Source organism: Polynucleobacter sp. JS-JIR-II-c23, from assembly GCF_035011225.1.
GTDB lineage: Bacteria > Pseudomonadota > Gammaproteobacteria > Burkholderiales > Burkholderiaceae > Polynucleobacter.
Genome location: NZ_JAYGQT010000001.1, coordinates 1,034,113 through 1,048,515, shown reverse-complemented (window position 1 = coordinate 1,048,515; position 14,403 = coordinate 1,034,113). Strand labels below are relative to the sequence as shown.

At 45.4% G+C, this 14,403-nt stretch carries 15 protein-coding genes and 1 tRNA gene; all 16 read right to left on the bottom strand.

The window, feature by feature from the left end:
* The 16 genes from VC159_RS05360 to tpiA all read right to left on the bottom strand — a co-directional run bounded on the left by VC159_RS05360 (position 1) and on the right by tpiA (position 14,397).
* The gene (locus tag VC159_RS05360) at positions 1-1,467 is read right to left on the bottom strand and encodes an NADH-quinone oxidoreductase subunit M (protein ID WP_215356878.1); all 1,467 of its coding nucleotides are present in this window, start codon (positions 1,465-1,467) and stop codon (positions 1-3) included.
* A 24-nt stretch (positions 1,468-1,491) separates the two neighbouring features.
* Positions 1,492-3,552, bottom strand: coding sequence for an NADH-quinone oxidoreductase subunit L (gene nuoL / locus VC159_RS05355; protein ID WP_323473001.1), 2,061 nt, complete (start codon positions 3,550-3,552; stop codon positions 1,492-1,494).
* 2 nt (positions 3,553-3,554) lie between these two features.
* On the bottom strand, positions 3,555-3,863 hold the full coding sequence (nuoK, locus tag VC159_RS05350; protein WP_072582482.1) for an NADH-quinone oxidoreductase subunit NuoK: 309 nt from the start codon (positions 3,861-3,863) through the stop codon (positions 3,555-3,557).
* Positions 3,860-4,507, bottom strand: coding sequence for an NADH-quinone oxidoreductase subunit J (locus VC159_RS05345; RefSeq protein WP_323473000.1), 648 nt, complete (start codon positions 4,505-4,507; stop codon positions 3,860-3,862). Before VC159_RS05345 ends, nuoK begins: the two co-directional genes overlap by 4 nt.
* Before the next feature lie 20 nt (positions 4,508-4,527).
* Positions 4,528-5,019 (bottom strand): NADH-quinone oxidoreductase subunit NuoI, encoded by a 492-nt coding sequence (nuoI, locus tag VC159_RS05340; protein ID WP_215319862.1) that lies wholly within the window; start codon positions 5,017-5,019, stop codon positions 4,528-4,530.
* Positions 5,020-5,030: 11 nt separating this feature from the next.
* The gene (gene nuoH / locus VC159_RS05335; RefSeq protein WP_072582485.1) at positions 5,031-6,104 is read right to left on the bottom strand and encodes an NADH-quinone oxidoreductase subunit NuoH; all 1,074 of its coding nucleotides are present in this window, start codon (positions 6,102-6,104) and stop codon (positions 5,031-5,033) included.
* An 8-nt stretch (positions 6,105-6,112) separates the two neighbouring features.
* Positions 6,113-8,428, bottom strand: coding sequence for an NADH-quinone oxidoreductase subunit NuoG (nuoG, locus tag VC159_RS05330; RefSeq protein WP_323473564.1), 2,316 nt, complete (start codon positions 8,426-8,428; stop codon positions 6,113-6,115).
* Positions 8,429-8,460: 32 nt separating this feature from the next.
* Positions 8,461-9,759, bottom strand: coding sequence for an NADH-quinone oxidoreductase subunit NuoF (gene nuoF, locus VC159_RS05325; RefSeq protein WP_215356886.1), 1,299 nt, complete (start codon positions 9,757-9,759; stop codon positions 8,461-8,463).
* Complete coding sequence (nuoE, locus tag VC159_RS05320) at positions 9,756-10,262, bottom strand: NADH-quinone oxidoreductase subunit NuoE (RefSeq protein WP_323472999.1); 507 nt, start codon at positions 10,260-10,262, stop codon at positions 9,756-9,758. The genes nuoF and nuoE overlap by 4 nt, the downstream gene beginning before the upstream one ends.
* Positions 10,263-10,284: 22 nt before the next feature.
* Positions 10,285-11,538 (bottom strand): NADH-quinone oxidoreductase subunit D, encoded by a 1,254-nt coding sequence (locus VC159_RS05315; protein WP_215383360.1) that lies wholly within the window; start codon positions 11,536-11,538, stop codon positions 10,285-10,287.
* A gap of 3 nt (positions 11,539-11,541) precedes the next feature.
* The gene (locus VC159_RS05310) at positions 11,542-12,141 is read right to left on the bottom strand and encodes an NADH-quinone oxidoreductase subunit C (protein WP_323472998.1); all 600 of its coding nucleotides are present in this window, start codon (positions 12,139-12,141) and stop codon (positions 11,542-11,544) included.
* A 3-nt stretch (positions 12,142-12,144) separates the two neighbouring features.
* On the bottom strand, positions 12,145-12,627 hold the full coding sequence (locus tag VC159_RS05305; protein WP_011902891.1) for a NuoB/complex I 20 kDa subunit family protein: 483 nt from the start codon (positions 12,625-12,627) through the stop codon (positions 12,145-12,147).
* Positions 12,628-12,632: 5 nt separating this feature from the next.
* Positions 12,633-12,992, bottom strand: a complete 360-nt coding sequence (locus tag VC159_RS05300) for an NADH-quinone oxidoreductase subunit A (protein ID WP_323472997.1) — start codon at positions 12,990-12,992, stop codon at positions 12,633-12,635.
* A 109-nt stretch (positions 12,993-13,101) separates the two neighbouring features.
* Positions 13,102-13,186, bottom strand: a tRNA-Leu gene (locus VC159_RS05295).
* 86 nt (positions 13,187-13,272) lie between these two features.
* Positions 13,273-13,617, bottom strand: a complete 345-nt coding sequence (secG, locus tag VC159_RS05290) for a preprotein translocase subunit SecG (RefSeq protein WP_215319874.1) — start codon at positions 13,615-13,617, stop codon at positions 13,273-13,275.
* 21 nt (positions 13,618-13,638) lie between these two features.
* Positions 13,639-14,397, bottom strand: coding sequence for a triose-phosphate isomerase (gene tpiA, locus VC159_RS05285; protein ID WP_216263844.1), 759 nt, complete (start codon positions 14,395-14,397; stop codon positions 13,639-13,641).
* Between the last annotated feature and the right edge of the window lie 6 nt (positions 14,398-14,403).

Here is a 14,403-nt window from a genome sequence, read left to right as displayed (position 1 = left end):
TCAGAGTTTGCTGACAGCAACATGCTGCAACAGATTAATTACAGCTGGATGAATGATGTCCGTGAATGGTTTTGGATAGACACCCATACCAATTACACAGATAGATAAAACTGCCATCAAGAAATATTCGCGACAGTTCAAGTCCTTCAACTCTTCAACGTGAGCATTGTTAACGGTACCGAAAAATACGCGCTTCACCATCCACAAGGAATATGCTGCACCTAAGATCAATGCTGTAGCAGCTAGGATACCGATGACAAAATCGTAATCAACAGCAGCTAAGATCACCATGAATTCACCAACAAAACCAGAGGTAGCAGGTAAACCACAGTTGGCCATCGCCATTAGTACGGCAAATGCAGTAAATGCAGGCATGCGATGCACTACGCCACCGTAATCAGCGATCTGACGGGTATGCATGCGGTCATAAAGGACGCCAATGGACAAGAACATCGCACCGGCAACAAAGCCGTGTGAAATCATCTGCACAATGCCGCCCTCAATACCCAGCGGACTAAAGAGGAAGAAGCCTAAGGTTACAAAGCCCATGTGAGCAACTGAAGAATAGGCAACCAGTTTTTTCATGTCTTTTTGAACAAGAGCAACTGCACCTACATAGATCACCGCAACCAAAGATAAGAAGATTACAAAAGGGCCTAAGTACTGGCTTGCATCTGGCGCGATTGGCAAAGAGAAGCGCAGGAAGCCATATGCACCGAGCTTCAACATGATCGCAGCCAAGACTACTGAGCCACCTGTTGGAGCTTCAACGTGGACGTCTGGTAGCCAAGTATGTAATGGCCACATTGGAACCTTCACGGCAAATGCCATAAAGAATGCTGCAAACAATAGAATCTGCTCAACGATATCTAGGCGAGCATTTTGCCAAGCCAGAATATCGAATGTATTAGTCACGTTGTACAAATACAGCATGGCAATCAAAGTAAGTAATGAGCCAAGCAAGGTGTACAAGAAGAACTTGAATGCTGCATAAATACGGTTATGCCCTCCCCATACACCAATGATGATGTACATCGGGATTAATGTCGCTTCAAAGAAGACGTAAAACAGTAATGCATCAAGAGCACAAAATACGCCGATCATTAATCCAGAAAGGATCATGAATGAGGCCATGTATTGCGACACTTTAGTCTGGATCACTTCCCACGCTGCAATCACCACGATGATGTTGATGAACGCTGTTAAAACAATGAACCAAACAGAAATACCGTCAATACCGAGGTGGTAATTAATGTCGTAACGTGGAATCCAGCTGATCTTTTCAACGAACTGCATTCCAGAATTAGCGATATCAAAATTAATCAACAATGGAAGCGTTGCAATGAAGCTAAGTACCGCTCCGATCAGGGTCAACCAGCGTACACCGGCAGTTGATCTTTCAGACCCATAAAACAAAATAATGAGTCCAAAGACAATCGGGGTCCAAATGGCGTAAGAAAGAATCATAGTGGCTACTTAAGTAACAAAGGCCTAGCGAACAAAAGGCAGGTAAGCATACAAAACCCAAGCCAACAATACTGCTAGGCCCGCAATCATTGCGAAGGCATAGTGGTAGAGATAACCGGATTGCAAATGACGAATTACTCCGGCAAAGCGCCCTACTGCATGCGCACTGCCATTAACAAAGAAACCATCGATGATCTTTTGATCACCACGATGCCATAAGAAGCTGCCGATCCAAATAAGGCCTTTAGCAAACACGGCTTGGTTAATTTCATCGAGGTAGTACTTGTTATCAAATAATTTCTTAATTGGTGCAAATGTTTCGGCAACTTTGGCTGGTAGCTTGGGCGCCCAGAGATAACCAATCGCAGCAGTCAACACGCCAAGTACTACTAACAACAAGACTGGTGAAGTGAATGCATGAATTGCCATTGCAACCGGACCATGGAACTCATCTTCCAACTCTTTCATCACCGGATGGCGTGCTAAGTCGATAAAGATGGAATCGCCAAAGTAAGTTCCGAATAACAGCGGTGAGATTGTGTAGAAACCAATAATTACGGATGGAATTGCCAAAAGAATCAATGGCAATGTCACAACGAATGGTGATTCATGGGGCTTTTGACCTGGAGCTAAACCATGATGCGCATGATCGTCACCCTGCTCCGCATGATCATGATGATGGTCGTGGGCATGTGAATCCTCATGACCCCAGCGTGCTTTACCGTGGAATACATAGAAATATAAACGGAATGAATACAGGGCTGTTACGAATACGCTAGCCATGACAGCAAAGTAAGCAAAACCTGAACCAGGGATATGACTTGCAGCTACCGCTTCAATAATGGAGTCTTTTGAATAGAAGCCTGAGAAGAATGGGGTCCCGACTAGGGCTAAATTTCCCAACAACATCATCAAGCAAGTAATTGGCATATATTTCCAGAGTCCGCCCATCTTGCGCATATCTTGTTCGTGATGCATACCAAGAATTACGCTACCTGCAGCAAGGAATAGCAATGCTTTAAAGAAAGCGTGCGTCATCAAATGGAAGATAGCCACTGGGTATGCAGATACACCCAAAGCGACTGTCATATATCCCAGCTGAGATAAGGTCGAATAAGCAACAACGCGCTTGATATCGTTTTGCACAATACCGAGGAAGCCCATAAAGAGTGCTGTAATTGAACCAATCACCAAGATAAAGCTCAGCGCGACATCTGAAAGCTCAAACAGTGGTGACATGCGTGACACCATGAAAATACCAGCAGTAACCATGGTTGCAGCATGAATCAATGCAGAGATTGGTGTTGGACCTTCCATCGAATCTGGTAGCCAAACGTGTAATGGGAATTGGGCTGACTTACCCATTGCACCAATAAATAAACAGATACAGGTAACGGTCATCAAATTCCAGCTAGTACCTGGCAATGTCTGGGCTGCTAAAGCAGAATTCTGCGAGAAGATCACGTCATATTGCATCGAGCCAGTACTGGCCAACAGAATACCGATGCCCAAGATGAAACCAAAGTCACCAACGCGGTTAACTAAGAAAGCCTTCATATTGGCAAACACTGCAGACTGGCGCTCAAAGTAAAAGCCAATCAACAAATAAGAAACCACACCCACAGCTTCCCAGCCAAAGAAGAGTTGCAATAAGTTATTACTCATCACCAACATCAACATAGCAAAGGTGAATAAGGAGATGTAGGAGAAGAAGCGGTTGTAACCTTCTTCACCGTGCATATAGCCAATGGTGTAGATGTGGACCATCAATGACACAAAGGTCACGACGCACATCATGGTTGCCGTTAAAGGGTCAATCAGGAAGCCAATATCTAAATTGAGTTCGCCTAATTGCATCCAATGGTAAACAGTTCCATTGAAATAGAAGCCATCCATCACTTGAACTAATACATTGCAGGAAAGCACGAATGCAATGGTTACGCCCAAAATAGTCACAAACTGACTAGCCCCATGACCAATGCGATTGCCGCCTAATTTGGTGCCAAAGAAACCAGCGATGATGGAGCCGACTAAAGGCGCCAAAGGAATGGCGCAAAGTACAGGTATGTTTAAGGTCAATTGCATGACTAGCCTTTAAGGTGGTCAAGATCATCGGCATTAATTGTGTCAACCTTACGGAAGAGCACAACCAAAATTGCCAAGCCGATAGCCGCCTCAGCAGCTGCCACAGTCAAAATAAAGAATACGAATACTTGACCAGCCATATCACCCAAATAATGGGAGAAAGCTACAAAGTTCATGTTCACCGAGAGAAGCATCAGCTCAATTGCCATCAGCAAAACGATGACATTCTTGCGGTTTAAGAAAATTCCGATAACGCTAGTTGCAAATAAGATCGCACCCAGCACTAAATAATGAGCGAGAGTGATATTCATTTCTTCTCCCCTCTTGTATCTTGCTTTGCAGCCATGTCTGAACCCATTTTCACAATGCGCATGCGATCTGCTGCAACGACATTGACTTGCTCGTGAATGTTCTGCGATTTAGAGTCTTTGCGATTACGCAATGTCAATGCAACTGCGGCAATAATCGCCACTAGTAAGATCACACCAGCAACTTCAAAGGCGTATACATAATCCACAAAGATCAACATGCCCAAAGCTTGGGTATTGTTAGCCATCATTTCTTCTGGCATAGGTTGCACTGGAGCATTGGTTCCAATAAAGCTACGAATAATCACAATCGAAAGCTCTAGAACAATAACGGCACCCATCAAGAAGGCAACTGGCAGAAACTTTTTAAAATCGCGACGTAAATGCTCAATATCTAAGTCCAGCATCATCACTACGAAGAGGAACAGGACCATGACTGCGCCAACATAAACTAGTATCAGGGCCAAGCTTAAGAACTCTGCCTTGAGCAACATCCAAAGGCCTGATGCGCAAAAGAACGCTAATACCAAAAATAGTGCTGCATGCACTGGGTTACGAGCCGTAATCACGCGAAGCCCAGAAATCACCAATAAGCCTGCAAAGCCATAGAAGAACATGGCAAATAAAGTAGATGGATCGAATGTCATATTAGTTAAGCTCGATTCGATTAACGGTAAGGTGCATCAGCTGCACGGTTAGCGGCAATATCTTTTTCGTATTTATCGCCCACAGCTAAAAGCATATCTTTGGTGAAGTACAAGTCACCGCGCTTATCGCCGAAATACTCAAAAATATTTGTTTCAACAATAGCGTCTACTGGGCAAGCCTCTTCACAGAAACCACAAAAAATACATTTAGTAAGGTCAATGTCATAACGGCTGGTACGACGAGTGCCGTCATCACGTTCAGCAGTTTCAATGGTGATGGCATAAGCTGGGCATACTGCTTCACATAACTTGCAGCCAATACAGCGCTCTTCACCATTTTCATAGCGACGAAGTGCATGTAAACCACGGAAGCGACTGGATAACGGAGTCTTCTCTTCGGGGTATTGAACGGTAATTTTTGGCTTGAAGAGATAGCGACCAGTAATAGACATACCGACCAAGATATCTCTTAGCATCAAGCTATCGAGGAATTGGGAAATTTTCTTAAACATGATTTATCAACTTATTTCCAAATATTCCATGGGGATACAACCCACGCGCCGATAACAACCACCCAGAATACTGAGATGGGAATAAAGATTTTCCAGCCCAAGCGCATGATTTGGTCGTAGCGATAGCGTGGCAATGTAGCGCGCAACCAAATAACGCAAGACAATAGAAAGAATGTTTTACCAAATAACCAGAAGAACCCTGGAATATCACGCAAGATTGGCAAGTCAACAATCGGCAACCAACCGCCTAAGAACATGATGGATGCAACAGCTGCAATCAAAATCATGTTGGCATATTCAGCCAAGAAGAACATGGCAAAAGACATGCCTGAATACTCAACCATGTGTCCAGCTACGATCTCGGATTCACCCTCAACCACGTCAAATGGATGGCGGTTTGTTTCAGCAACACCAGAGATAAAGTAAATCAAGAACATTGGCAGTAAAGGCAGCCAATTCCACGAGAGGAAATTAAGGCCCATGCTGGCAAAGTAGCCCTGCTCTTGTGAGGTTACGATGGCACTTAAATTTAATGAACCCGAGGTAAGCAAGACGGTAACCAATGCAAAACCCATTGCAATCTCATAGGAGATCATTTGGGCTGATGCGCGCATTGCACCGAGGAATGGATATTTAGAGTTAGAGGACCAACCAGCCAAGATGACCCCATAAACACCAATAGAAGAAATAGCCATGATGTACAGCAAGCCTGCGTTTACATCAGCCAAAACCATCTTTGCCTGAAATGGAATCACCGCCCAAGCAGCAAATGCAGGCATGATCACCATGATTGGTGCAATGAAGTACAAAACCTTACTAGCTTGAGCAGGTGCAATGATCTCTTTCATCAAGAGCTTTAATGCATCAGCAATTGGCTGTAATAAACCCAGTGGACCTACGCGATTTGGGCCAAGACGAATATGCATCCAGCCAATCAACTTTCTTTCCCAAAGGGTTAGATAGGCAACGCATCCAAACATCGGCAATACGATGATCACAATACGAATCAATGCCCAAACCAAGGGCCACAATGAGCCAAAAATAGCCTCGCCTTGAGTGGTAATGAGGTTCAAGAAATTATCCATCTCGTCCCTTATGCCTTACAAATAGATACTGGACCAAACATCGATCCCAATTTGGCACTAGCCATGGTGCCAGCAGAAATTCTGACAGCTCCAGGCGCTAAATTCACTTCTAATGTTGCCGGCATATCGACTGAATGAGAGTCTTGGGTAACGCACACTGCATCACCCTCTTTGAGACCCAATTCAGCGAAAGTAATTTTATTTAAGCCCACCTGATTGCCGCGCTTAGCATCACGCGTTAAATGCAAGGCTGAAGAACGCCGTACGATTTGGTCGCCAGCATAAATGTTGACATCTGCCAAACGCTCGAGACCATTGAAAGGCGCTAGATTTCCATTGGCAATCGAAGAGCTAGTAGCTTTGTTATTTAAGCGATTGCAATAACCATCGTCCAATGCTTCTCCTAGGACTTCCTCAGGAGCATTAAACAAGAAACCGTCTAAACCTAAGAGCCCACCCAATACACGCAATACTTTCCAAGCTGGACGTGAATCACCTAAAGGCTTCACTGAAGGCTGGACTGTTTGAACTCTTCCCTCTAAATTCACAAAGGTTGAGACTGTCTCTGAGAACACTGAAGTAGGCAGAATGACATCAGCTACCTCCATCAAGTCAGCACTCTTATAGGCGCTCAAAGCAATAACGGTATTAGCCTTTGCCAAAGCTGCACGAGCAGCTGCTGGGTTTGGCATATCTGAATCTGGCTCGATATTCATCAAGATCACTGCGCGACGTTCGCCAGATAAGACTGACTCAACACCCACGCCGTTAGCATTCACTAAAGATGCACCAACGGCATTGCCGCCAACTGGCAAGAAGCCTAAAGTAGCACCAGTCTGATCAGCAATAAATTGCGCCATGACGTGCAAGTCAGAAGCGTGGTGATGCGCAATAGCAGCAGAACCAAGCAATACAGCCTTTGATTCACCGGAAAGCAAGCTATCGGCAATCTTCTGCGCCGCAGGAGAAATGGTTAGATTAAATGTGCCAACTGGCACTGTTACTGATTTTGCTTTTGCAACAGCAAGTGCAACTTCACTCAATGCATTCAACCATGCGCTTGGAGCTACTGAAATACCACTACTTGGAATCAACCAGTCATCACCACCCGCATCAATACGTAATACTTGCAAGGCGCGTTTGCTGGCAGTGCGAATACGAGCAGCCAATACAGGTTGGTCTTTGCGCAAGAAACTACCAATAACTAATACGCGATCCAATTCATTGATCTTGGCGATTGGCATTCCCAACCATGGCGCTGCTGCTGCATTTTTTACATCCGTTTGGCGCAATCGAGTTTCCATTTGATTGGAGCCAAGGCCACGCACTAACTTTTGCAAGAGGTGCAATTCCTCAGTGGAAGATATTGGGTGGGCTAAAGCACCAATGGACTCAGGACCAATTTCTGCTGAAATTGTTTTCAGAGAATGAGCAACATAATCTAAAGCTGACTGCCAATCTGTTTCTAACCACTGGCCGCCCTGCTTCACCATTGGCGTGGTTACACGGTCAGCACTATTTAAACCTTCATAAGAGAAGCGATCACGATCACTAATCCAGCATTCATTAATGGCTTCGTTCTCTAGAGCAACTACACGCATGACTTTATTAGCTTTAGTCTGAACTGTAGTGTTGGCACCTAAGCTATCGTGCGGACTAACTGAACGTTTACGTCCGAGTTCCCATGTACGAGCTGCATAACGGAATGGCTTACTGGTTAAAGCGCCAACTGGACACAAATCAATCATGTTTCCAGACAACTCTGAATCTACCGTCTGACCAACGAAGGTGGTGATCTCAGAATGCTCACCACGGTTGACCATACCCAGCTCCATAACACCGGCAACTTCTTGGCCGAAGCGTACGCAACGAGTGCAATGGATGCAACGCGTCATCTCTTGCATGGAGATCAATGGGCCAACATTCTTATGGAAGACAACACGCTTCTCTTCATCGTAACGTGAGTTTGATTTTCCGTAACCAACCGCTAAGTCTTGTAATTGACACTCGCCACCCTGATCGCAAATTGGGCAATCTAATGGATGGTTAATGAGCAAGAATTCCATGACAGAACGCTGGGCTTCTACAGCTTTGGCAGAATGCGTAAACACCTTCATACCTTGAGTTACTGGTGTAGCACAAGCGGGAAGAGGTTTAGGGGCCTTCTCTACTTCAACCAAACACATGCGGCAGTTAGCGGCAATCGATAACTTCTTGTGATAGCAGAAGTGAGGAACGTAGGTGCCGAGCTTGTTCGCGGCGTGCATCACCATCGAACCTTGCGGAACTTCTACAGTCTTACCATCTAATTCGATTTCTACCATGCTCACTTTTAGATATCCCGTGCTCTAAATCTTTATAAAGGTTGTGCAGAATCTAAGCAGCGCTTATGTTCTACGTGATACGCAAATTCATCCATGTAATGTTTCAACATGCCACGAACCGGCATTGCTGCTGCATCACCTAAAGCGCAAATCGTACGACCTTGAATATTGGCAGCTACGTCATTCAGCAAATCCAAGTCCTCTGGACGCCCTTCACCATGTTCAATGCGATGAACAATGCGCCATAACCAACCAGTACCTTCGCGACATGGTGTGCATTGACCACATGATTCTTCGTGATAGAAATAGGACAAACGCTCTAAGGCGCGGACCATACAACGGGTCTCGTTCATCACGATCACGGCACCAGAACCCAACATAGATCCTGCCTTTGCAATACTGTCGTAATCCATAGTCAGATCCATCATCTGCGCACCAGGAACAACCGGCGCAGAAGATCCTCCAGGAATCACAGCCTTCAAAGCCTTGCCATCACGCATACCGCCAGCAAGCTTTAAGAGCTCTGCAAATGGAGTGCCCAACGGAATTTCATAGTTGCCTGGATGAACTACGTCACCCGATACCGAGAATATTTTGGTTCCACCATTATTGGGTTTTCCAAGCTCTAAATAGGCTGGACCGCCAATGGCCAAAATGAATGGCACAGCAGCAAATGTCTCAGTGTTATTAATGGTTGTTGGCTTGCCATACAAACCAAAGCTTGCCGGGAATGGTGGCTTAAAGCGCGGCTGACCTTTTTTACCTTCTAAAGACTCAAGCAAGGCCGTTTCTTCACCGCAAATATAAGCACCCCAACCTGGGGATGCGTGTAACTGGAAGGAAAAATCGCTTCCTAAAATTTTGTCACCCAGATATCCTGCTGCTCGCGCTTCTTCAAGCGCCTCTTCGAAGCGAGAATACACATCCCAGATTTCACCGTGGATATAGTTGTAACCAACAGTAATCCCCATTGTGTAGGCACCGATGATCATGCCTTCAATCAAAGCGTGTGGGTTATAGCGCATGATGTCACGGTCTTTAAAAGTACCCGGCTCACCTTCATCGCTATTACAAACTAAATATTTTTGCCCCGGAAATTGACGAGGCATAAAGCTCCACTTCAAACCTGTTGGGAAGCCTGCGCCTCCGCGACCACGTAATGAAGAGGCCTTTAATTCGGCAATGATGGCATCGGGAGATACTTTGTCGTTAATTAAACGACGTAGTTGTTGATAGCCACCACGACTTTCGTAATCCTTTAAACGCCAGTTATCTCCATTTAATCCAGCGAGGATTAAAGGCTTGATATGGCGATCGTGCAAGCTGGTCATGCTGCTTTCCCTTCTGCACGTAACTCACTCAATAAAGCATCAATCTTTTCTTTGCTCATAAAACTGCACATGCGCTTGTCATTCACCAACATCACTGGTGAATCACCACAGGCGCCCATGCACTCGCCCTCTTTCAAGGTAAATGTTCCACATGGGGTAGTTTCGTTGTAGCCAATACCTAAAGTCTCTTTAAGGTATGTTGCTGCAGTTTCACCATGGGTTAATTGGCATGGCAAATTAGTGCAAATCACCAATTTGTATTTACCAATTTTTTTGGTGTTGTACATATTGTAGAAAGTTGCGACTTCATCAACAGCAATGCTTGGCATTTCTAAAATCCGGGCAACCGTTTCAATAACTTCAGGAGAAACCCAGCCCACCTCAGTTTGAGCAGCAATCAAACAAGCCATCACAGCGGATTGCTTATGCTCAGCAGGATACTTAGCGATATTGCGATGAATATCAGCCAGTGTTTTATCGGATAGTTGCAGAGTCGTAGTCATTAAATATTCCTTGGCACGCCTATTAGCGGTCAATCTCCCCGAACACAATATCTTGGGTACCAATAATGGTTACTGCATCAGCCAACATGTGGCCACGTGACATCTCGTCCATTGCCGACAAGTGCACAAATCCTGGCGCACGAATCTTCATACGATATGGTTTATTTGCCCCATCAGAAATCAGGTAAATACCAAATTCACCTTTAGGATGCTCAACGGCTGAGTAAGCCTCGCCATCGGGAACGTGAATTCCTTCAGTAAAGAGTTTGAAATGGTGAATCAACTCTTCCATATTGGTTTTCATGTCCACACGCTTTGGCGGGGAAACCTTATGGTTGTCGCTCATCACAGGACCTGGATTAGCCTTTAACCAAGCTACGCACTGTTTGATGATGCGATTAGATTGACGCATTTCTTCCATGCGCACTAAATAACGATCATAAGAATCGCCATTCACACCCACAGGAATATCAAAATCTAAACGGTCATAGACTTCATATGGTTGCTTCTTACGTAAATCCCACTCGATACCTGAACCACGTAGCATCGGACCGGTAAATCCGAGCTGCAATGCACGCTCTGGAGTCACAATACCGATATTCACCAATCGCTGCTTCCAAATGCGGTTATCAGTTAAGAGGTTGCAGTACTCATCCACATTGGCATCAAAGCCATTAGCAAATTGCTCAATGAAGTCCAATAATGTGCCGCTACGGTTTTCATTCAAACGCTTAATGGCAGATGTACTGCGAATCTTGTTCTTGGTGTACTGAGCCATTTGATCAGGCAAGTCACGATAAACGCCACCTGGACGATAGTAAGCGGCATGCATACGTGCACCAGATACCGCCTCATACATATCAAAGATATCTTCGCGATCACGGAAAGCGTACAAGAAAACAGCCATCGCACCAACATCCAGACCATGACAACCAATCCAAAGCAAGTGATTCAGCAAACGAGTGAGCTCGTCATACATCACGCGAATATATTGAGCACGCAACGGAACATCAACTTGCAGTAATTTTTCAATGGCCATGACATAGGCATGCTCATTGGACATCATGGAAACGTAATCTAAACGATCCATGTAGGGAACGTTTTGAATCCAAGTACGTGTTTCAGCTAATTTTTCTGTCGCGCGATGTAATAAACCGATATGCGGGTCAGCGCGCTGGATCACTTCACCATCGAGCTCAAGCACTAGACGTAATACGCCATGCGCTGCAGGATGCTGAGGACCAAAATTGAGGGTGTAGTTCTTAATTTGTGCCATGACTTAAACCGAACCTCCGTACTGCTCTTCACGAACAATGCGTGGAGTAATTTCGCGAGCCTCAATCGTGACCGGTTGATAGACAACGCGCTTCAACTCTGGGTCATAGCGCATTTCCACATTACCGCTGATTGGGAAATCTTTTCTAAATGGATGACCAATGAAGCCATAGTCAGTCAGAATGCGACGCAAGTCTTCGTGACCGTCAAATAGAATGCCGTAGAGATCGAAAGCTTCACGCTCAAACCAATTGGCTGCAGCCCAAACTGGTGTAATTGAGGCTACTAATGGGTAGCTATCGTCGGGCGCAAAAACACGAACACGTAAACGCCAGTTGTGTTGCAAAGAAAGTAGATGACTTACAACGCCAAAGCGCAGACCGCTCCATGCCCCATCACGAAAATCTTGATAGTCAACACCACACAGATCTATCAATTGCTCAAAAGCAAGTGAAGGATCATCACGCAACAACATGGCAGATTCAAAATAAGTGTCTGCATTAACAACTACAGTCACCTCACCTAATGCAATCTCAATGGATTTAGCGCGCTTACCTAAAACTTTTTCTAAGTTGGCTGCTAATTGAATTAAACGATCTGACATAACTTAAGCCTTCCGCGCAATCGTGCTCGTACGAGCAATCTTAGATTGCAGCTGAATAATTCCGTAGATCAGCGCCTCTGCAGTTGGAGGGCATCCTGGAACATAAATATCGACTGGCACAATGCGGTCGCAACCGCGTACTACTGAATAAGAGTTATGGTAATAACCACCACCATTGGCGCAGGAACCCATAGAGATTACCCAACGTGGTTCTGGCATTTGGTCATAAACCTTGCGGAGTGCTGGAGCCATCTTGTTGCACAAAGTGCCGGCAACAATCATCAAATCGGATTGACGTGGAGATGGACGAAATACGACGCCAAATCGATCCAAGTCATAACGGGAGGCGCCTGCATGCATCATCTCTACCGCACAACAAGCCAGACCAAAGGTCATAGGCCATAAGGAGCCGTTACGCGTCCAGTTAATCAACTGGTCCGCTGTGGTGGTGACAAAACCTTCTTTAAGTACGCCTTCTAATGCCATATCTATCACTCCCAGTCGAGAGCGCCCTTTTTCAAGATATATACAAATCCCACAATGAATTCCAATAAGAAAATCACCATAGAGGCGTAGCCAAGCCAACCAATGTCACGTAGAGCTACACCCCATGGGAATAGGAATGCAGTTTCTAAGTCAAACAGGATGAAGAGAATGGCGATTAAGTAGTAACGCACGTCAAACTTCATACGCGCATCTTCGAATGCTTCAAAACCGCACTCATACGGAGAGAGTTTTTCAGCGTCAGGCTTCGAAGGAGCCAAGATTTTTCCGAGGAACATGGGGACTAATCCCACCCCAATACCTACGAGGATAAAAAGCAGAACAGGAAAGTAATTAGCGAGATTCAAAATAGCCCTGATTCGTTTGTCTGGTAAATCCTAAAAACAACAAATTATTACTTATTCCACTACATAAGACATTGATTTGGAGCAAAAAACGCTCATCAATACCCTTTATTGGTGCCGACGGCGAGACTCGAACTCGCACAGCCTAAGCCACTACCCCCTCAAGATAGCGTGTCTACCAATTTCACCACGTCGGCATCTTGCAAAACTCATCAATTCTACTGCATTGCACAAGTGCACTACCCCAAATTCTGGGCTAGAAAATCTGTAAAAACCAACTGTTTTACTTAGGAACTGCTGGTTTGCTTGGGTCCTGTGTTGGGGCTACTGGAGCGGCTGGCGTTGCTGCCGGGGCTACAGTTCCGGAGAGGACACCAGGACTTACTTCCTTCTTGTTACCAATCCAAGTAATTCCTAAAGTGCAAAGGAAGAAAACTGCTGCAAAAACAGCCGTTGTATGGGACAAGAAATTAGCAGATCCACTAGCGCCAAAGAGGCTACCGGAAGAGCCCGAACCAAAGGCAGCGCCCATATCGGCACCCTTACCTTGCTGTAATAGCACCAATAGAATGACAGCCAAAGCTGAAATTACCTGCAATACGATCAATAAAGTCTTAAACCATTCCACAGCTTATCTCCAAATAAAAATCTATGCCTGACAAATAGCTAGAAAGTCTTGGGGATTCAAGGATGCTCCCCCAACCAATCCACCATCTATATCTGGCATGGCAAACAATTCAACAGCATTGTCAGGCTTGACACTGCCGCCGTACAAAATTCCAACGTGAGATGCAACATCCTCATTAAATTCAGCCAATTGCAGACGAATAGCGCGATGCATATCTTGCGCAACTTGGGCGCTGGCGACTTTGCCTGTACCGATCGCCCATACTGGCTCATAAGCAATTAGGCAGTCAGCAAGGCGATCTTGTAAAACACCCGCCTGCTTTGCAACTTGAGCACAAACAATCTCTTCCGCCCTGCCCGAATTTCTCTCATCAGCAGTTTCACCCACACAAATCACTGGAGTCATGCCATTGTCCAACACCTCGAGGGCTTTAGCAGCAACAGCCTCATCAACCTCTTGGTGCATTTGACGGCGCTCAGAGTGCCCAACGATGACATAAGTACAGCCAAGTTCTTTGAGCATTGAGGCCGCAACCTCACCGGTATAAGCGCCTGAACTATGGGCTGATGCGTCTTGTGCGCCTAGATTCAAAAAAGCCAATGAATACTCTTTAATCAACTGTGCACATTGGGATAAATACGGGAATGGCGGGCAAACCGCATATTTACGTCCTGATGGCATTCCACTCTCCATGCCACGAGCAACGGTCTTGATCCAATCTTGATTACTTGCAAGACTGCCATTCATTTTCCAATTGCCGATAACGATGAGTGGTCGCATAGGGGT

Bases quoted from the DNA above. Each gene is read 5' to 3' on its own strand.
- nuoI (WP_215319862.1), bottom strand. From the start codon at position 5,019: ATGTTTAAGAAAATTTCCCAATTCCTCGATAGCTTGATGCTAAGAGAT.
- VC159_RS05345 (WP_323473000.1), bottom strand. From the start codon at position 4,507: ATGACATTCGATCCATCTACTTTATTTGCCATGTTCTTCTATGGCTTT.
- nuoF (WP_215356886.1), bottom strand. From the start codon at position 9,759: ATGACCAGCTTGCACGATCGCCATATCAAGCCTTTAATCCTCGCTGGA.
- VC159_RS05305 (WP_011902891.1), bottom strand. From the start codon at position 12,627: ATGGCATTAGAAGGCGTACTTAAAGAAGGTTTTGTCACCACCACAGCG.
- nuoE (WP_323472999.1), bottom strand. From the start codon at position 10,262: ATGACTACGACTCTGCAACTATCCGATAAAACACTGGCTGATATTCAT.
- tpiA (WP_216263844.1), bottom strand. From the start codon at position 14,397: ATGCGACCACTCATCGTTATCGGCAATTGGAAAATGAATGGCAGTCTT.
- VC159_RS05310 (WP_323472998.1), bottom strand. From the start codon at position 12,141: ATGTCAGATCGTTTAATTCAATTAGCAGCCAACTTAGAAAAAGTTTTA.
- nuoK (WP_072582482.1), bottom strand. From the start codon at position 3,863: ATGAATATCACTCTCGCTCATTATTTAGTGCTGGGTGCGATCTTATTT.
- VC159_RS05360 (WP_215356878.1), bottom strand. From the start codon at position 1,467: ATGATTCTTTCTTACGCCATTTGGACCCCGATTGTCTTTGGACTCATT.
- nuoG (WP_323473564.1), bottom strand. From the start codon at position 8,428: ATGGTAGAAATCGAATTAGATGGTAAGACTGTAGAAGTTCCGCAAGGT.
- VC159_RS05315 (WP_215383360.1), bottom strand. From the start codon at position 11,538: ATGGCACAAATTAAGAACTACACCCTCAATTTTGGTCCTCAGCATCCT.
- nuoH (WP_072582485.1), bottom strand. From the start codon at position 6,104: ATGGATAATTTCTTGAACCTCATTACCACTCAAGGCGAGGCTATTTTT.
- nuoL (WP_323473001.1), bottom strand. From the start codon at position 3,552: ATGCAATTGACCTTAAACATACCTGTACTTTGCGCCATTCCTTTGGCG.